Source organism: Streptomyces sp. NPDC059477 (assembly GCF_042749375.1).
Taxonomy (GTDB): Bacteria; Actinomycetota; Actinomycetes; order Streptomycetales; family Streptomycetaceae; genus Streptomyces.
Window position 1 is genome coordinate 34,647 of the sequence record NZ_JBHYUG010000059.1, and the last position, 17,295, is coordinate 51,941.

At 71.8% G+C, this 17,295-nt stretch carries 15 protein-coding genes and 2 pseudogenes; 7 read left to right on the forward strand and 10 right to left on the reverse strand.

What is annotated here, in order from left to right; translation table 11 throughout:
- Window positions 1–21 precede the first annotated feature (21 nt).
- Window positions 22–534: a DUF3291 domain-containing protein gene (locus ACFXAZ_RS26295; protein ID WP_384596031.1), complete on the forward strand. Its 513-nt coding sequence runs from the start codon at window positions 22–24 to the stop codon at window positions 532–534.
- Here the strand turns inward: ACFXAZ_RS26295 and ACFXAZ_RS26300 are convergent.
- From ACFXAZ_RS26300 to ACFXAZ_RS26310, 3 genes are all read right to left on the reverse strand, one after another.
- Window positions 519–1,466 (reverse strand): hypothetical protein, encoded by a 948-nt coding sequence (locus ACFXAZ_RS26300; RefSeq protein WP_384596034.1) that lies wholly within the window; start codon window positions 1,464–1,466, stop codon window positions 519–521. The two genes, ACFXAZ_RS26295 and ACFXAZ_RS26300, sit on opposite strands and share 16 nt — an antisense overlap.
- 90 nt (window positions 1,467–1,556) lie before the next feature.
- Entirely contained in the window at window positions 1,557–2,708 is a 1,152-nt protein-coding gene (locus ACFXAZ_RS26305; protein WP_384596037.1) for a ferritin-like domain-containing protein, read from the reverse strand.
- Between the two features lie 204 nt (window positions 2,709–2,912).
- Window positions 2,913–5,108, reverse strand: a complete 2,196-nt coding sequence (locus tag ACFXAZ_RS26310; RefSeq protein ID WP_384596040.1) for an MMPL family transporter — start codon at window positions 5,106–5,108, stop codon at window positions 2,913–2,915.
- Window positions 5,109–5,414: 306 nt separating this feature from the next.
- Here ACFXAZ_RS26310 and ACFXAZ_RS26315 point away from each other — a divergent pair, with 306 nt between their 5' ends.
- A complete protein-coding gene (locus ACFXAZ_RS26315; RefSeq protein WP_384596043.1) occupies window positions 5,415–6,656 on the forward strand; it encodes a sensor histidine kinase in 1,242 nt (413 codons plus the stop codon).
- 29 nt (window positions 6,657–6,685) lie between these two features.
- Entirely contained in the window at window positions 6,686–7,393 is a 708-nt protein-coding gene (locus ACFXAZ_RS26320) for a response regulator (protein WP_384596046.1), read from the forward strand.
- Window positions 7,394–7,415: 22 nt separating this feature from the next.
- On the opposite strand, the pseudogene ACFXAZ_RS26325 reads toward ACFXAZ_RS26320, so the two are convergent.
- A pseudogene (locus ACFXAZ_RS26325) lies at window positions 7,416–7,580 on the reverse strand (TetR family transcriptional regulator); the annotation flags it as partial.
- Here ACFXAZ_RS26325 and ACFXAZ_RS26330 point away from each other — a divergent pair.
- The 3 genes and pseudogenes from ACFXAZ_RS26330 to ACFXAZ_RS26340 all read left to right on the forward strand — a co-directional run.
- A pseudogene (locus tag ACFXAZ_RS26330) lies at window positions 7,554–7,652 on the forward strand (TetR family transcriptional regulator); the annotation flags it as partial. The pseudogenes ACFXAZ_RS26325 and ACFXAZ_RS26330 sit on opposite strands and share 27 nt — an antisense overlap.
- A 77-nt stretch (window positions 7,653–7,729) precedes the next feature.
- Window positions 7,730–8,005: a hypothetical protein gene (locus ACFXAZ_RS26335; protein ID WP_384596049.1), complete on the forward strand. Its 276-nt coding sequence runs from the start codon at window positions 7,730–7,732 to the stop codon at window positions 8,003–8,005.
- 103 nt (window positions 8,006–8,108) lie between these two features.
- Window positions 8,109–9,239, forward strand: coding sequence for an NlpC/P60 family protein (locus ACFXAZ_RS26340; RefSeq protein ID WP_384596052.1), 1,131 nt, complete (start codon window positions 8,109–8,111; stop codon window positions 9,237–9,239).
- Between the two features lie 77 nt (window positions 9,240–9,316).
- On the opposite strand, the gene ACFXAZ_RS26345 is transcribed toward ACFXAZ_RS26340, so the two are convergent.
- From ACFXAZ_RS26345 to ACFXAZ_RS26365, 5 genes are read right to left on the reverse strand one after another with little or no spacing between them, the layout of a single operon-like run.
- On the reverse strand, window positions 9,317–10,567 hold the full coding sequence (locus ACFXAZ_RS26345; RefSeq protein ID WP_384596055.1) for a styrene monooxygenase/indole monooxygenase family protein: 1,251 nt from the start codon (window positions 10,565–10,567) through the stop codon (window positions 9,317–9,319).
- 43 nt (window positions 10,568–10,610) lie between these two features.
- Window positions 10,611–11,249 carry an ATP/GTP-binding protein gene (locus ACFXAZ_RS26350; protein WP_384596058.1) on the reverse strand — a complete coding sequence of 213 codons (639 nt, stop codon included), beginning with the start codon at window positions 11,247–11,249 and terminating at the stop codon, window positions 10,611–10,613.
- Window positions 11,230–11,649: a DUF742 domain-containing protein gene (locus ACFXAZ_RS26355; protein WP_384596061.1), complete on the reverse strand. Its 420-nt coding sequence runs from the start codon at window positions 11,647–11,649 to the stop codon at window positions 11,230–11,232. Before ACFXAZ_RS26355 ends, ACFXAZ_RS26350 begins: the two co-directional genes overlap by 20 nt.
- Complete coding sequence (locus ACFXAZ_RS26360) at window positions 11,646–12,197, reverse strand: roadblock/LC7 domain-containing protein (RefSeq protein ID WP_384596064.1); 552 nt, start codon at window positions 12,195–12,197, stop codon at window positions 11,646–11,648. The genes ACFXAZ_RS26355 and ACFXAZ_RS26360 overlap by 4 nt, the downstream gene beginning before the upstream one ends.
- Window positions 12,194–15,265 carry a nitrate- and nitrite sensing domain-containing protein gene (locus ACFXAZ_RS26365; protein WP_384596066.1) on the reverse strand — a complete coding sequence of 1,024 codons (3,072 nt, stop codon included), beginning with the start codon at window positions 15,263–15,265 and terminating at the stop codon, window positions 12,194–12,196. Before ACFXAZ_RS26365 ends, ACFXAZ_RS26360 begins: the two co-directional genes overlap by 4 nt.
- 386 nt (window positions 15,266–15,651) lie before the next feature.
- Between ACFXAZ_RS26365 and ACFXAZ_RS26370 the strand changes: the two genes are divergently transcribed.
- Entirely contained in the window at window positions 15,652–16,440 is a 789-nt protein-coding gene (locus ACFXAZ_RS26370; protein ID WP_384596069.1) for a protein phosphatase 2C domain-containing protein, read from the forward strand.
- A gap of 150 nt (window positions 16,441–16,590) precedes the next feature.
- Here ACFXAZ_RS26370 and ACFXAZ_RS26375 read toward each other — a convergent pair whose 3' ends face one another.
- On the reverse strand, window positions 16,591–17,151 hold the full coding sequence (locus ACFXAZ_RS26375) for a MarR family winged helix-turn-helix transcriptional regulator (protein WP_384596072.1): 561 nt from the start codon (window positions 17,149–17,151) through the stop codon (window positions 16,591–16,593).
- Window positions 17,152–17,295: the final 144 nt, after the last annotated feature.

A 17,295-nucleotide genomic window follows, 5' to 3' on the forward strand; every position in this document is an offset into this window, starting at 1 on the left:
GGGCCGACCTACCGTGCGGTCATGACTGCGCACACCGCTTCCCACGAACTCGCCCAGGTCAACATCGCCCGGCTCAGGGCCCCGCTGGACTCCCCGCGGCTGAAGGACTTCGTCGACGCCCTCGACGAGGTCAACGGCGACGCCGACACCGCCGACGGTTTTGTCTGGCGGTTGCAGAGCGGCACGGGCAATGCCACCGATGTGGCCGTCTTCGGGGACGACTGGCTGATCGTCAACATGTCGGTGTGGCGGGACACCGGCGCCCTGACCGCGTACATGTACCAGGGCCGGCACCGGGAGATGCTGGCCAGGCGGCGGGAGTGGTTCGAGCGGCTCCAGGAGGCGGTGACGGCCCTGTGGTGGGTGCCGGCGGGCCACCGCCCCACGGTCGCGGAGGCGGAGGCCCGGCTGCTGCGGCTGCGGACCGACGGCCCGACGCCGTACGCCTTCACCCTGCGGACGTCCTTCCCGCCGCCGGGGCGGACGGACGGGCTCGCGGACGGCGTCGCGGGCGCCGGTCAGCCGATCGGCTGACGCATCTCCTCGCGGATCTGGAGCGCCGACCTGGCCGCCGCCTCCAGGTCGACGTCCGCCGGGTCCATGGCGATCAGTTCGGGCGTCACCTCGGCGATCGAGGCGCCGGTGTTGCCGTCGACCCAGCCGCAGGTGGGGATGGACATCTCGGTGCCCATGGAGGACTGGCTGAGCACCTCGCAGGTGACCGTGACACCGGAGTCGTCCGGGGTGAAGTCCTGCGGGGGTACGGCGACCGTCATGCCCTCGGCCTCGGCGGCGCCGGTCATCATGTTGTCGCGGGCCTCGTCCGTGTTCTGGAACCGCCCGTACATGCCGGACACGACGAGCGTGCCCTGGTTCTGGTCGCCGCCCAGGTTGTAGGTGGCGACGACGGCCGTGGTGTCCTTGGCGTCCCACGCGCCGTCGGCCTCGTCCTCGATGGCCTGGCCCTCGGTGTCGGACAGGTCCTCGGCCAGCTCGTACTTGTCCGCGAGCAGCGTCTCCGGCACGGTCAGCCGGTACTCGGCGGCCGGGAAGCTGTCCTCGACCTCCTTGCCGATCAGCGCGAGCCCGACCACGACGGCCACGACGACCGCCACGCCCCCGCCGACGATGCCCAGCACCAGCCCGGTCCGCTTCTTCCTGGGCGGCGGGGCCATGGGCGGGGCGCCCCAGGGCTGGGGCTGGCCGTAGGGAGTGCCGGGCTGGGGCTGCCCGTAGGGGGCGCCGGGCGGCGGCGGAGCACCGAAGGCGCCCTGGGGTGCCTGCGGGTACTGGGACTGCTGGGGCTGCTGGGGCGGCTGACCGTAGGGCCCGACCTGGGCGGGCGGCTGCGGGTAGGCACCCGGCGGCGGGCCCTGGCCGTACGGCTCCTGGGGCGGTTGCCCGTAGGGGTTCTGCGGTGGCTGCTCGCCGTACGGGTTCTGCGGTGGCTGCGGTGGTATGGACACATCGGGAAAGGTACTGCACAGGAATGACGGTCAGGCACCCGCTTCCGGCGGACCCATCGCTTCCGCACACACCGCGCAGCGCCCGAAACCTCACCCCGTCCCCACGGCACCCCCCACCTCCACGGCACCCCCCGCTTCCATGGCGTCCCCCGCCTCGATGGCGTCCGCCACCTCCGCCACCCGCGCCCGCTCCTCGGCGGCGAACCGTTCGGCGTCCAGCCGTTCGGCGATCTCCTCGTCCTGGTGCATCAGCGCGTCCAGATCGGAGTCGCCCAGCTCCAGGACGCCCATGTCGACGTACGCCTGCTGGAGCCGGGGCCCCCACAACCCGATGTCCTTGACACAGGGCACGATCCGGGCGAACAGCAGCTTGCGGAACAGGGCGAGGGACGCGGACCGCTCGCTCAGCTCGGCCGCCTCGGCCTTCGGGATGCCGAAGTTCTCCAGCACCTCGACCCCGCGCAGCCGGTCCCGCATCAGATGGCAGCCCTCGATGACGAACTCCTCCCGCTCGCGCAACTCGGCGTCGGTGAGCTGCCGGTAGTAGTCGCGCAGGGCCATCCGGCCGAAGGCGACGTGCCGGGCCTCGTCCTGCATGACGTAGGCGAGGATCTGCTGGGGCAGGGGCTTGTCCGTGGTGTCGCGGATCATGCCGAAGGCGGCGAGGGCGAGCCCTTCGATCAGCACCTGCATACCGAGGTAGGGCATGTCCCAGCGGCTGTCGCGCAGGGTGTCGCCGAGCAGGGTCCGGAGATTGTCGTTGACGGGGTGGACGAGCCCGATCTTCTCGTGCAGGAACCGCCCGTAGATCTCGGCGTGCCGGGCCTCGTCCATCACCTGGGTCGCGGAGAAGAACTTGGCGTCCAGATCGGGCGCGGACTGCACGATCCGCGCCGCGCACACCATCGCCCCCTGCTCCCCGTGCAGAAACTGGCTGAACTGCCAGGAGGCGAAGTGCTGCCGCAGTTCACCGCGTTCGCGCTCGCTCATCTTGTGCCAGTAGGGCGTCCCGTACACGGACATGGCCTCGTCGGGGGTGCCGAGCGGATCGAGCGGGTCGACCTCGATCCCCCAGTCGATCCGCTTCTGCCCGTCCCACTGCTTGTCCTTGCCCTTCTGGTAGAGGGCGAGCAGCCGCTCCCGGCCGTCGTCGTACTCCCAGCTGAACCGGGCCGCACCACCGGCCGGAACCTGCCACAACGGGTCACCCGGATCACTGGCATACAGATCGAACGTCGACATACCCCGCAGGCTCACACGCCCCCGCCGAGGCAACAAGCGCACCCCGTCGACGACCCCCGACAAGTGAGCAACCCGACGCAAGCACTGTGACGCAGGTCCAGGGCAACCCCTGAGGGGCACGGGGCGGTATCGATATGCGGCTCCGCCGCGTGGGCGCGACCAGCCGCGTACCAGCCGCACCCACCCCCACACCCCAGCCGGCCCCTACCTCCCCTCCACCCCCTGAGAGATCAACTCCCGCTCACCCGGGCCGCCCTCGACATCCGCACCCCTCTCCACCCGGCGCCGCCCGCCGGGCCACCACATCCCCCGCCCGAACAACACCGCGAGCGCCGGCACCAGCACCAGGGACAGCACCATCGCCGACAGCAGAATCCCCAGCGCGGTGGAGAACCCGACCTCCTGGGTCGCGGGATCGGCGACCAGACTCCCGAAGGACCCGGCGAGCACCAGCCCCGCCGTGGTGATCGCGGGCGCGGTGTGCCGTACCGCCCGTGCCACAGCCACCCGTACCGGCACCCGCTTCGCCATCTCCTCCCGCATCCGGTCGCTGATCAGGATGTTGTAGTCCGTGCCGAGCGCGACCACGAACAGGAACAGCACCAGCGGCAGGGTGAAGGTCACACCCGCCCGGTCCAGCCCGTGCTGGAAGAGCAGCGTCGCCGAACCGAGCGTCGCCGCGAAGCCCAGCCCGACCGAGACCAGCAGCACGACCGGCGCCACGAGCGAGCGCAGCAGCAGGAGCAGGATCAGGGCGATGAGCGCCGCCGCGATGGGAAAGACGAGCCGCAGATCCTTCTCGACGGCGTCGGAGATGTCCGCGTAGACGGCCGCCGTACCGGTGATGTGCGCCTGCGTCCCCTCCGGTTCATGCTCGGCGAGAGCGCCCCGCACGGGCCCGGAGATGAGGTCCCGCGCCTCGGACGTATCGGAGCCGACCTCCAGGACCACGCCGATCCGGGCCGCCGTACCGTCCTGGTCGTACTGCGCGGGCGTGACCTGGCCGACCCCCTCGGTCCGGGCGAGGGCGTCCGCGAGCGAGGTCACCGCGTTCTTGTCGAGGGCGGTGTCGCCGTCGACGTAGACGGTGTGCGGGTCGGTCGCGCCGGCCGGCATCACGCGGGCGATCTCCTCGGAGACCTTCACCGCGTCCGTGCGGGCCTCCTCGGGCATGTCGTAGCTCATCCGCATGCCCATCGCGCCCGCCGAGAGCGCGCCGAGCAGCGCCAGGCTGGCGAGCACGTACCGGACGGGCTTGTGGGCGACGGACAGGCCGACCCGGGCCGCGAACCCGCCCTCCCGCTCCTTGCGCCAGGCCTTCGACGGCCAGAACATGCCCCGCCCGGCGACCGCCAGCAGCGCGGGCATCAGGGTCAGGCTGGCCAGCAGCATCACCAGGACCGAGACGGCGATGGAGGGGCCCAGCACCTTGAACTGACCGAAGCTGGCGACACCGAGCGTGGCGAACGCGGCGACGATGGTCAGCCCGGCCGAGGCGATGGCCCCGCCGACCTTCGCGGCGGTCGCGGCGGCGGCCTCACGGGCGTTCTGCCCGGGATGGGTACGCAGCTGCTCCCGGAAGCGGAACAGCAGAAAGAGGAAGTAGTCGATCCCGATCCCGAGCAGTACGACATTGATCAGCGACGGTACGGAGGCGTCCAGCGGGATGTCGAACAGCACCGCCGCGCCGGCCACCGCGCCCATCGCCACCCCGCCGATCAGCGAGCAGGCGATCAGCGGGAGCAGCGCGGCGAGCGGGCTGCGGAAGACGAGGACGTTGAGGAGGACGATCAGGCCCATGGTGAGCCCGGCGATCAGCATCTCGCGCTGCTCCCCGGCGTCGCGCGTGTCGACGGTGGAGGCGATCCCGCCGGTGAAGCCGACCCGCAGTCCGGCCGCCGAGAACTCGTCCTCGGCCAGGTCGCGGAAGTCGCGGTAGACGTCCTGGAGGCCGGGGTCGTTCATGTTGCCGGTCAGGGAGAGGGACAGCAGCTGGAAGGTGCCGTCGGGGGCGGCCGGGCCCGGGGTGAGAGCGGGCCGCTGGGAGTGGTCCTCCATCAGCGGCATCTCCGGCTTCGGCGCGGCGATGCGCCGCTCGGCCAGCTCGGCGGTGATCGCGCCGATCCGCTCCCGGTCGGCGCCGGTCAGTCCGGCGCCGTCGTCGCGGGCGACGAGCACGGTGGCCGCGTTGGCGTCCGGCTTCTCGCCGAACTCGTCCTCGGCGATCCGCAGGGCGGCGGCGGAGTCGTACCCCTTCGGGAGGAAGTCCCCGGGCTGGGAGTCGGTGGCCTTGTACATCAGCGACTGGCCGAGGAGCGTCAGGGCGATGCCGAGCACCGCCCAGACGGCGATGGTCAGCCAGCGCCGGCGCGTGGCGAACGAGGTCAGACTGCGAATCATGTCTTCTGCGGCCTCTTCCGGAGACGGGGATCGGGTACGTCTCCAGCCCATCAACCCGGGGCCGCACCGGACATCGTGCACGGGACGGAACGGCCCCCCGGACCCCGGTCATGCCCCGCCCGGCACCCAGGACCGGGGTACTGGTCCGGGATCCCCCGGGGTGGGGAGGGACCGGGGCCGGGGTCGTGGTCGGATGATGGAGTGGCTGGTCCCGGCCCGCAGGCCGGCCACAAGGCCAGCCGCGCCCGCCCGCGCACAACAAGACGTGAAAGACACAGAAGACACAGAAGACACGGAGAGACCCGGATGAACCGCGACGCAGCCGCCGCCACGGGTGACACGGGCGACCCGGCGGACCCCGGGCCCGTCGCCCGCGCCTGGCACTGGTACACCGCGCACGCCGGCCGGCGCGGCCTGGTCTCCCCGGCCCTGTCCTGGCTGCGCAACGACGTCCTGATCCTGTTCGTCACCGCGCTGGAGCTGCTGGACTACCTCGCCTCCGGCCACGGCAACGGCCAGGTGACCCGGGCCGGGATCGCCGTCGTCGCGCTCTCCCCGCAACTGCTGCTCGCCCGCCGCGACCATCCCGTACGGACGCTGGTGGCGCTGATCGCCGTACAGACCGCCACCGCGCTGTTCGTGCCGCTCACCCACGGCATGAGCATCGCCGTCCTGGTCGCCCTGTACGGGGTCGCCCGTACGGCCGGCCGGTCCACCCTGGCCTGGTGCTTCGCCCTCGCGGTGGGCTCCAGCGCGGTGCGCTCGGCGGCGGGCGACGACCCGCTGATGTCGGTCGTGTCCGACATCCTCGGCATGGCCCTGATCGTCTTCATCGCCCTGTGGGTACGGCAGTGGCGGCGGCAGACCGAGCTGACCCGGCGGCTGCTGGCGGAGAACGCGGTGGCGGCGGAGCGGCGCCGGATCGCCCGTGAGCTGCACGACGTCGTGGCGCACCACATCACCACCATGTTCCTGATGTCGGGCGGCGCCCGCAGCGTGCTGGACCATGACCCGGCCGCGTCCCGGGACGCCCTGATCACCCTGGAGGCGTCCGCGCGCGAGGCGCTCGGTGAGATGCGGACCCTGCTGGGTGTGCTGCGCAGCGACGACGCCCCGGAGGCACCGAGCGAGCCGCAGCCCGGCATCGCCGACATCGAGCGGCTGGTCGAGACCGTGACGGCCGGCGGGCTGCCGGTGAAGCTCCAGGTCAACGGCGCCCCACCCCCCGTACCCGTCCCGGCGACCGTGGGCCTGACCCTCTACCGGGTCGTGCAGGAGGCGCTGACCAACACCCGCAAGCACGCGGGCGGCACCGGCGCGACGGTTCTGCTGGAGTACCGGCCCGACGACGTCACGGTGTCGGTCACCGATGACGGGCGTCCGTCCGGCCGGACGCCCGGACGCCGGGGATCGTCGCTGGCAGGGGGCGGGTATGGTCTGCTGGGAATGCGGGAACGCGTCGCGGTGCACGGGGGCTCCATGGAGGCGGGCCCGCGCGCGGAGGGCGGGTTCCTGGTGACGGCGACGCTCCCGCTGCCGCCACCGTGACGCCGATCCACGCCATCGAGCCGCCGAGGATGACCGCCCGAGTGACGACGACCCCGCCCGTACCGCCGCCGTCCGGCGCGGCACCGCTCACGGTCCTGATCGCCGACGACCAGCCGCTGGTCCGCACCGGCCTGGCCCTGATCCTGCGGGCCGCGCCCGGCATCGAGGTGGTCGGAGAGGCCGGCAACGGCGAGGAGGCCATCGAGGCGGCCCACCGGCTGCGCCCCACCGTCGTCCTCATGGACATCCGGATGCCGGTCCTGGACGGCGTCAGCGCGACACAACGCCTGGTCGCCGAGTTGCCCGACACCCGCGTCCTCGCCCTGAGCACGTTCGACATGGACGAGTACGTGATCCGCGCCCTGCGCGCGGGCGCCTCCGGCTTCCTCCCGAAGGACGTCTCCCCCGAGGAACTGGCGGCGGCCCTGCACACGGTCCGCGCGGGCGAGGCCGTGGTCGCCCCCCGCCTGCTGACCCGCCTGATCGCCACCTTCGTGGCGGCCCCGCCCCTGGCGACGGACCTGGCCGACCTCACCTCGCGAGAGACGGAGATCCTGCGCCTGATCGCGTCGGGCCTGGACAACACGGAGATCGCGACGACCCTGGGCATCGGCGTCCAGACCGTCAAGAACCATGTCACCAGCGTCTTCGCCAAGCTGGGGGTACGGGACCGGGCACAGGCGGTGATCGTGGCGTACGAGTCGGGGTTGGTGCGCGCGAGAAACGGAACGTCGTAGCCGCGGGCGCGGCAGCCGATGCCTCGCGGGGTTCATCGAAGCGGTGTTCGAGTTCATCGGCCGCGGAGTGCGGTGCTGCCTCGTAGAGCTGCTGCTTGCCGCCGGGGAAGCAGCGGTGGACCAGGGAGCGGGAGACTCCGGCCGCTTCCGCCAGGTGACAAAGCCGCGGGACTGGCTGGTGGAACAGTTCGTGGCGATGCTCACGGTGACGGCCACCCGCGACCCGCAGACCACGACCCTGCTCGCGGCGCTCGCCGCCGGGGACGACCGACACCGGCCGGGGACCCGCCGACACGGACCGGGGATGACCGGCCGGTGGCGCGGGACACTGGTCCTGTGAAGAGCGAAGACACCCCATTCGAGGGCGGCCCCCTGGACGGCCGGGTGCTGCCGGTGCTGCTCGGCATGACCGGGCACCCCCCGAAGACGTACCGCGTCCCGGTCCCCGGCCCGGACGGCGGTGAGCCGACCGTGCTGGTGTATCTGCGGGTGCCGCGCTCCCCCAGCGGCCGGGTCGGCCTGCGGGACCGCTGGAAGTACGTCCACGCGCCGGAAGGCAAGCCGACAGGCCGACGGAACTGGCCATGGACCCGGCCGGGCACGCACGGGTGACCCCGTTACGCCATCCCGCCGACGCTCGGCGCGCGCCCCGCGCCGGGCGGCCCCATCCTCGCGGTGCGGGGCGGAGATTCCTCCCCGTGCCGGAGGTGATGACGTGTCAGGAAGGCTTCTGCGACTGGCCTGTACGGTCTGCGCGCTCTGCTCGGTCGCCCTGGCCGGTCCCCCGGCGGTGGCCGCGCCCCCGGGGGAACCGCCGCAGGACCCCACCATCGCCTCCCTCCTGACAGATCTTCAGCGGCTGTACCGGGAGGCCGAGAAGGCGACCGAGACCTACAACGCCACCGAGGAGACGCTGAAGAAGCAGCGCGCCGAGGTACGCCGGCTGGACACCGAACTGGCCCGCGCCCGGACGTCCCTGCACGACAGCCGGGGCGCGGCCGGCCGGCTGGCCCGCCAGCAGTACCAGGCCAGCACGGACATCTCCCCGTACGTCCGGCTGCTGCTGGCCCGCGATCCGCAGCACGCGCTGGACCAGGGCCATGTGATCGGCCAGATGGCGCGTGAGCGGGCGAAGACGGTGGACCGTCTGGAGGGCGGCGAACGCAAGGCCGATGTCCTCGCCCGCAAGGCCCGCACGGCCCTGGACCGGCAGCTGACCCTCGCCGAGAGACAGAAGAAGGCGCGCGACGAGGTCCAGAACCACCTGGACGACGTGGAGAAGCTCCTCGCCTCACTCACCGCCGAACAGATCCGGCAGCTCGCCGAGGTCGAGGCCGCCGACGTCGCGAAGGCCCAGGACACGTTCATGGCGTCGGGCGCCCTGAGCAGTACGGCGGGCAACCCGACCGAGGCGGGGGACCGGGCCCTGCGCTATGCCGTGGGGCAGCTGGGCAAGCCGTACGAGTGGGGCGCCGAGGGCCCCGACGCGTACGACTGCTCGGGCCTGACGTCCGAGGCATGGGCGGACGCCGGCACCCCGATCCCGCGCACCAGCCAGGAGCAGTGGGCCCAGCTGGAACACATCCCGCTGGACCGCCTGCGCCCCGGCGACCTGGTGATCTATTTCCCCGAGGCCACCCACGTGGCCCTCTACCTCGGCGAAGGCAAGGTAGTCCAGGCCCCCCGCCCCGACACGAACATCAAGGTCTCCCCCATCGCGGCCAACCCCATCCTGGGCGCGGTACGCCCAGACCCGACATCCACCCCCATGCCGACGTACACCCCACCGGACCTGCCGGAAAACGCCGAGGACGGCTCAGACGAGGGCTACAACCAACGCCGATAACGGGCGCGGGGCTGTGTCGATACGCGGCTCCGCCGCGTGGGCGCGAGCAACCACACTCAACCCGCACCCGTCAGACATCAACCAGCCAAGGAAGACAAATAAGCCGAACTCTTCTCAGGCTCATAGAAGAAGTTCTCGAAGTCCGAAGGATCATCGAACCCATTGGCGAACCGATCAGCCACAGGCTGAACCTGCCCGGCGGCCCCGATCAGATTCAGGACATGCTCGGGCGGCGGAGCCAACATCGCGTTGGTCCACTTGGTGACATGCCGCGCGGTCTCCCAGTACCGCTCGAACGTGGCCCGCATCCAGTCCTCGTCGAACTCCCCCTCCCCGCGCTCCAGGATCGACGCGAGATACACCGCCGCGCACTTGGCCGCGGAGTTGGACCCCTGCCCGGTGATCGGGTCGTTGGCGACGACGACATCGGCGACCCCGAGGACCAGGCCACCGCCCGGCAGCCGCCCGATGGGATGGCGGACGGTGGGCGCGTACCGTCCGGAGAGCGTGCCCCCGGCGTCGGTGAGTTCGACCTTGGTGGCGCGCGCGTACTCCCACGGCACGAACTTCTTCATCAGCTCCAGGGTGAGGGAGAGATGCTCGGCGGGGTCCTTGACGCCGTTGAAGACGTCCACCGGGCCGCCGGGCACGCCCTCCCAGAAGAGGATGTCGGCCCGCCCGGAGGCGGTGAAGGTGGGCATGACGAAGAGTTCGCCGACGCCGGGGACCAGATTGCAGCGGACCGCGTCGAACACCGGGTGCTCCGGGCGCGGGCCCAGACCGTGGACGTACGCGACGGCCAGCGCCCGCTGCGGCTCGGCGTACGGGGAGCGGGAGGCGTCCCGGCCGAACATCTGGACCAGCTCGCCCTTGCCGGCCGACACCAGCACCAGGTCGTACGTACGGGCGAAGAAGTCGAGGTCCCCGACCGCCGCGCCGTGGATGACGAGCTGGCCGCCGCGCTGGACGAAGGTGTCCATCCAGCCGGCCATCTTGACCCGCTGGTCGACGGACTGGGCGTAGTGGTCGAGGCGGCCGACCCAGTCGATGACCCGCTGGGTGGGGCCGGGGTCGTGCGAGCCGGGGGCGGCGACGGAGACGCCGAGGCCCTCGATCCGCGAGGCCTGGGACTCCCAGAGGTTCAGCTGGAGATCGCGCTCGTGCTGGAGCGCCGTGTGGAACATGACCTGCGTCGACATGACCCGGCCGGACCGGATCTCGTCCGCGGTCCGGTTGGACAGCAACGTCACCTCGTAGTCGTGGGACTGAAGGCCGAGGGCGAGCTGGAGGCCGGACTGTCCGGCTCCGACGACGAGTATCTTCCGCATACGGCTGCTGGCTCCCTGGGTCGGGCCTATGGGGTAGGCCGGTCTACTCGGGTGTTTCGTCGAGCGCGTGGCCGACGAGAGCCAGAAGGGTCTCGATCACGGAGATCCGGCGCCGCGCGTCCATGATCATTACAGGGATGTGTGAGGGGATCGTCAACGCCTCCCGCACATCATCCGGTTCGAAAAGCTCACTCGCGTCGAAGTGGTTGACCGCGACGACGTAGGGCAGCCCGCAGCTCTCGAAGTAGTCCAGGGCCGGGAAACAGTCCTTGAGGCGGCGGGTGTCGGCCATCACGACGGCACCGACCGCGCCGCGCACCAGGTCGTCCCACATGAACCAGAACCGCTGCTGGCCGGGGGTGCCGAAGAGATACAGCACCAGATCGTCGTCCAGCGTGATCCGGCCGTAGTCCATGGCCACCGTGGTGGTCAGCTTGCCGGGCGTGGCGGTGAGATCGTCGGTCTCCTCGCTCGCCTCGGTCATCAGCGCCTCGGTCAGCAGCGGCGGGATCTCCGAGACCGAGGTGACCAGGGTGGTCTTGCCGACCCCGAACCCCCCGGCCACCACGATCTTGGTGGCGATGGGGGCCCGGGTGCGGTCGGTCTCCCAGGACCGCAGAGGACCGTCCTCTTCGAGGAGCGGAGCGACGCCCGAGGCGGCGTCAGAGACGACGGAGTCCACTCAGCACCCTTTCCAGCAGCGCGCGCTCCGGCCGGCCCGTGCCATGGCCGGTCCCGGTTCCGTACACACGGATCTTTCCCTGGTCCGCGAGGTCGCTGAGCAGCACCCGGACCACGCCGAGGGGCATCTTCAGCAGCGCGGCGATCTCGGCCACCGTACGCATCCGGCGGCACAGTTCGACGATGGCCCGCATCTCCGGCATCACCCCGGCCAGGGAGCCCTTGGTGAGTTCCTTGCGTTCCTCGCCCGCCTCCAGCGCTTCCGTGCTGGCCACGAACGTCTCCACCAGCAGGACATGCCCGAAGCGGGTCCGGCCGCCGGTGAGCGAGTAGGGCCGGACGCGGGCGGCCTTGCGGTCGCCGCCGCGCACCGGGAGTTTCTCGTGCCCGCCGTCACTCATCGCTCACGCTCCGCCAGCTCGGGCCTGGCCCCGGACCCGGGATCGGATCCGGACTCGGACTCGGACTCGGACTCCAGGGATTTACGCAGCTCGCTGCGGAGTTCGGGGGTCAGCACATGTCCGGCGCGGCCCACGAAGAGCGCCATGTGGTAGGCCACCACGCTCATGTCGCAGCTCGCGGAGCCGTGCACGCCGAGCAGCGAGCCATCGCTGATCGACATGATGAACACACTGCCCTCGGCCATCGCGATCATGGTGTGCTTCACCCCGCCGAAGTCCAGCACCTTGGCCGCGCCGACGGTGAGGCTGCCGATGCCGGAGACGATGGTGGCGAGGTCGGCGGCGGAGCCGCGCGGCCCACTGGGACGCTCCTCCCGCGCCTCCCGCGCTTCCGCGTTTCTCCCGGGGTCGGACGAGAGCAGCAGCAACCCGTCGGAGGAGACCACCGCGACAGAGAGGATGCCGGGCACCTCCTCGACGAGGTTGGTCAGCAGCCAGTGCAGATTACGGGCCTCACTGCTCAGTCCGAACGTACTGGGCGCGGTCAACTGCTTGCCTCCTCGACGGTGCCCCCCGTGAATTCTTCGGCCTCTGTGTGTCCTGCGTCGGATCCCGCGTCGGATGTCCGGGTGCGGGCCGTCTGCTCGGCGATCTCCACCGTCACGTCCCGGTGCCCGGCCTCGGCCCCCTTGCGGAACCCGCCGAGCCGCCGCCGCAGCGCCTCCGCGTCGACGGAACCGGTGCGCGGCCGGGGCGCGGCCTGCGGGGCGGTGATCCTGGGGGTGCGCTTGGGCAGCCCCTTGTCGGTGACGGGCTCCTCGGCATCGCCCGGATCGCCGTGGGGCCGCACATCGGGCGCGCGCTCGTGGGTGTCGGGCCCGATGGCGTAGGGATCGGACGCGGGGGCCGCGTGCTCCTCCAGCGGCTCGGGCGCCAGCAGCTCCATCGTGGTCTCGGCGGCGGGACTGGGCTCCCGCACCACCTTGCGCACCGGCAGCGGCGCCGGGACGACGGGCTCCGGCACGGACTCCCGTACGCGCTCCCGTTCCCGCAGGTGCTGCCGTACGTGCTCCCCCACGAGGCCGTCGGCGTCCGGCGCGATGTCCGGTACGGCGGTTTCCTGGACGGCGGCTTCCGGTACGGCGGCTTCCGGTACGGCGGCTTCCGGTACGGCGGTTTCCTGGACGGCGGTTTCCGGTTCGCCGGTCTCCGGTGCGTCCGGCGCGGCGGTGTCCGTAGCGTCGTCCGGGGCGTCCGGGGTGTCCGAGCCGTCCGGGGTGGGCGGCTCGTCCCGTACGGGTTCCAGCTCGTCCGGCGTCGCGGCGGCCACCGCCTGTTCCGCGAGGGCGACCAGGGGGTCAGCGGCCTCGGTGCGGCGGCCGTGCAGGACGTTGGAGTTGGCCTCGGCGTCGGCGCCGGGGAGGGTGAAGGTCCCGCTGGCGTCGGCGCCGGGCGCCGGGGCGGGGACGGCGGCCGGGCGCGGATCGGCGAGCAGTGTCCCGGGCAGCACCACGACGACGGCGATGCCGCCCTGCTTCTGCTCCCGGAGCTGGACCCGCACCTGATGGCGGTGGGCGAGCCGGGCCACCACGTACAGGCCGAGCCCCAGACCGTCGTCGCCCTCCTGCTCGTAGGGCGAGTCGGGGTCGAACTCGCCGAGCCGGGTGTTGAGCCGGACCATCCGCTCCTCGGTCATGCCGATGCCCTCGTCCTGCACGGAGAGCATCACCTCGCCGCTCTCCAGCAGCCAGCCGGAGACCTCGACGGGCATCTCGGGCGGGGAGAACGCGGTGGCGTTCTCCATGAGTTCGGCCAGCAGATGGGAGAGGTCGTCCGCGGCGAACCCGGCGACATGCGCGTGCGGCGGCAACGCGGCGATGCGGATCCGGTCGTAGCGCTCGATCTCGCTGACGGCGGCGCGGACGACATCGACGAGCGGGACCGGTCCGGCGCTGTGCTGGACATGCTCGGTACCGGCCAGCACCAGGAGGTTCTCGCTGTGCCGGCGCATGACGGTGGCGAAGTGGTCGAGCTTGAAGAGGGTGGCGAGCCGGTCGGGGTCGTCCTCGCGGTCCTCCAGTCCCTCGATGACCGCGAGCTGACGCTCCACCAGGCCCAGGGTGCGCAGCGAGAGGTTGACGAAGGTGGAGCCGATGGTGCCGCGCAGCCGCTCCAGGGCGGCGGAGGAGTCGGCGAGTTCGCCGCGCAGTTCCTCGCGGGCGTCCGCCATCCGCTGCCGCTGGGCGACCAGGTGCTTGCGGTCGGACTCCAGGGTGGCGATCCGCTCGTGCAGCGCGACGGCCTGGGCGTGCAGGGTGTTGACGGACCGGACGACCTGCGCGAACTCGTCGTTGCGGCCGGTGAACTTCACCGCTTCCACGGCACGCGGGTCATCGGCCTCGGCGAGCCGGGCGGAACCGAGGCGCAGCACCGCGAGCGGGCGGGTGAGGGTGCGGGCCATGGCGGTGGCGATGCCGATGGTGAGCAGCAGCAGCGCGCCGAGCGCGGCGATCCGGATCTCCAGCGCGGTGACATCGTCGTCGCGCAGTGCCTCCAGATCGGTGGTCCGGCGTTCGTAGAGGGCGGACTCCACGCCGCGCATCAGCTCGATCCGGGCCGACAGGGCGGTGTCCAGCTCGTCGGCGGCGGTGGACAGCTCGCCATCGCCGAGCGTGGGCTGGTCGGTGAGGTCGGCCAGGAACTTGTCGGCGGAGTTGACCTCGGTGCCGGTGAGGGTGGAGTCGTAGGAGGTCTTGGCGCTTTCGGTGGCGCTCTCGTGGAAGCCGGCGAGGGCCGCGTCGGAGCGCAGCCGGGCCTGCTGGGCGGCGGCGGTGAGCGCGTCGCGGACCTCGGTGTCCTCCTCGGAGGACACGGTGGTCTCGATGGGCAGACCGGTGTAGGGGTCGTAGGTGGTCTCGGTGGTGGTCGGGACGCTGAGCGCGGCCAGCAGCAGGCCCCGGGTGGCGGCGGCCTGCTGGACGGCGGTGTCGAGTTCGGCGAGGGCGTAGCCGCCGGACCCGGCCCGTGGGGGCAGGTCCTCGGCCAGGTCCTCGGCGAGCTGGTGGAGTCCGGCGATGGCGTCGGAGTACGCCTGGTGCGCTTCGATGGCGGTGTTCTTGCCGGTGAGCGCGGTGCGGCGGACACCGGCGATGCTGTCCAGGTCCTCGCGCAGCGCGGCCGGGGTGCCGGGGTCGGCGCGCAGTTCGGCGACCTGGCGGTCCACGCGGGCGCTGTGCTGCTCGGAGGGCGCCATGGACTCGTCGCGGCCGGCCGCGACGAAGGAGGTGACCTCGTCGCGCTCGTCGGCGAGCGAGTGGGCCAGGGTGAGGGCGCTCTGGGTCGTCGCGGCCAGCGTCACCAGGTCCTGGGTGTCGCTGAGCCGGCCGGAGGCGTCGAGCACCGAGGGGGTGCCCGCACCGGCGACCGCCGCGGCGACCACGGCCACGGCGATGATCAGCCGGTTGCGTACATGGGTGGGCCGCCCGCGTCCGACGGCCGGGCCGGCCGGGCCCGCGGATCCCCCGGCGATGGTGCCGGGCGGGTACTCCTGACCTCCCGTGGGGGCCGTCCGCTTGCCTGCGCGCCGAAGCCGCTTCTTCTGCACCGGTGCTCGCATTCCTGACTCGCTGTACCCAAAGGGCCGGGTGACGTTCGGCCGGGTGACGTTCCGTCAATTCGGTGCAACTGGTGTGACCTCACCCGGTTTCGGTGACCGACCCTCCCAGTGCCGCTGGATGGTGGTCGCGCATCATCGGACCCGCCACCCGAAGGAGTGAACATCGGAGGGGAGTTGGCGGGCAAGTTCCTCCGGCCTGTGCGGAGGGGTGGGTCCCGCGCCCCAGTTGGACGTGCGGGACGCACTTTGACAGGATTCGCCGTCACCAGTTCCCGGATCACCGCATTTACTCGCAAAACCGGCGGCTGACCTGCGCCGCCGTGCCGTCTGGGCAGGCGTTGTCGCCCATTCGCGCAGGTTGTGAAGGCGTGGTGCAGACTGACGGGATGCGTACGGAACTGGTATCGGAGCCCGGTGAGCGGGCGCGGCCCAACGAGGACTTCGCGAGTGTCGGACTACCCGCCCACGGACAGGGCGGTTCGCTCGTGGTGCTCGACGGGGTGACACCACCGTCGGACGGGACGGGGTGCGCGCACTCCGTCCCCTGGTACACCGCGCGCCTGGGCGGGGCATTGACCGAGCTGACCGTTTCACTCACCGATGTCCCCCTTGCGGAAGCCCTGTCGCTCGCCATCGCGCGTACCGCTTCCGCACACGCCGAAACCTGTGACCTTTCTCACCCTCGCACCCCACAGGCAACGGTCGTCACCGTCCGCTGGTCCGCCACGGAGGTCGAATACCTGGTGCTCTCCGACTCGGCACTGCTGCTGGAGTCGCCCGATGGCCTGGTCACCCCGGTCCTCGACGACCGGCTCGACCGGGTGCCCCGGTCCACCCTGACCTCGGCGGCGGCGACCGACGCCACTCTCCGTAACAAGGAGGGCGGCTTCTTCACGGCCGCCGCGGATCCCTCGGTGGCGGCCCGCGCGGTGACGGGGACGCTGCCGCGCTCCGCGGTCCGCTCGCTGGCCGCCCTCACCGACGGCGCGACCCGCTGGACGGAGACGTTCCGCGAGGGCGACTGGACGGACCTGTTCCTCCACGTCCGCAAGAACGGCCCCCAGTCCCTGATCGACCAGGTACGGGCACGGGAGCGGGCCGACGCGGAGGAACGGGTGCATCTGCGGCGGAGCAAGACGCATGACGATGCGACGGTGGTTTTCGTGGAGTTCTGAGGGGGCTCTGGGTGGAGCCCCTGAGCAGAACAGTGCGTGGAGCCCTGAGTGGAGCGGCGCGTGGAACTCTGAGTGGAGCAGCGCGTGGAGCCCTGGGCAGAACTCTGGGTGGAGCCCTGGGGCGGGCCTCCGTCTCCGCCCCGGTCCGCCCTACTTCTCCATGCCCCGGTTCAGCTGCTGAAGGAGCCTCGCCAGTTCCGACACCTCGTGCCGGTCCCAGTGGGCGAGCTTGCTGACATAGCGGGCACGGCGGGCCTCGCGGACGCGGCCGACGCGGGTGCGGCCCTCCTCGGTGAGATGGACCAGCCAGGCCCGGCCGTCCGCCGGATCGGGCTCGCGGGCGATCAGGCCGAGGTCTTCGAGGGCGCGCAGCTGGCGGGACATGGTGGCCTTGCCGACGCCGATGTACCCGGCGAGGTCGGTGGCCCGCTGCCGCCCGCACTCGTCCAGCCGCACCAGCAGCCCGTACGCCGACGACTCCAGGTCGGGGTGGACCTCGCGGGCCATCTCGCCCTGGTTGGCCCGCGCCCGGCGCATGAACATCGTCAGCTCGCGCTCCAGGGCCAGGAACTCCCGGTGCACGACCGGATCCGGGCCCTGTTCCGATTCCCGCTCCGGCCGCTCCGACCGCCGCTCCGCGCCGTGGTCCACACCACTCGGCGTCGGCGCCGGTTCGCCCCGATGCCCGTCGCCGTTTCCGTCCTCGTGCACGTCAGCACCCCTGCCCGGTTTCCCGTTCATGAAAGTTTCCGCCAGGAGCTGTCATCTCCGCAGCTCGGTCAGTATTTCGCAGGCGTAGACCAACGGCAGCCTCCGACCCCTCTTCGGGCGAAGGCCCGGGGTCCCCCTCACGGG

Bases quoted from the DNA above. Each gene is read 5' to 3' on its own strand.
- ACFXAZ_RS26355 (WP_384596061.1), bottom strand. From the start codon at position 11,649: ATGAGTGACGGCGGGCACGAGAAACTCCCGGTGCGCGGCGGCGACCGC.
- ACFXAZ_RS26295 (WP_384596031.1), top strand. From the start codon at position 22: ATGACTGCGCACACCGCTTCCCACGAACTCGCCCAGGTCAACATCGCC.
- ACFXAZ_RS26310 (WP_384596040.1), bottom strand. From the start codon at position 5,108: ATGATTCGCAGTCTGACCTCGTTCGCCACGCGCCGGCGCTGGCTGACC.
- ACFXAZ_RS26370 (WP_384596069.1), top strand. From the start codon at position 15,652: ATGCGTACGGAACTGGTATCGGAGCCCGGTGAGCGGGCGCGGCCCAAC.
- ACFXAZ_RS26305 (WP_384596037.1), bottom strand. From the start codon at position 2,708: ATGTCGACGTTCGATCTGTATGCCAGTGATCCGGGTGACCCGTTGTGG.
- ACFXAZ_RS26365 (WP_384596066.1), bottom strand. From the start codon at position 15,265: ATGCGAGCACCGGTGCAGAAGAAGCGGCTTCGGCGCGCAGGCAAGCGG.
- ACFXAZ_RS26345 (WP_384596055.1), bottom strand. From the start codon at position 10,567: ATGCGGAAGATACTCGTCGTCGGAGCCGGACAGTCCGGCCTCCAGCTC.
- ACFXAZ_RS26315 (WP_384596043.1), top strand. From the start codon at position 5,415: ATGAACCGCGACGCAGCCGCCGCCACGGGTGACACGGGCGACCCGGCG.
- ACFXAZ_RS26320 (WP_384596046.1), top strand. From the start codon at position 6,686: ATGACCGCCCGAGTGACGACGACCCCGCCCGTACCGCCGCCGTCCGGC.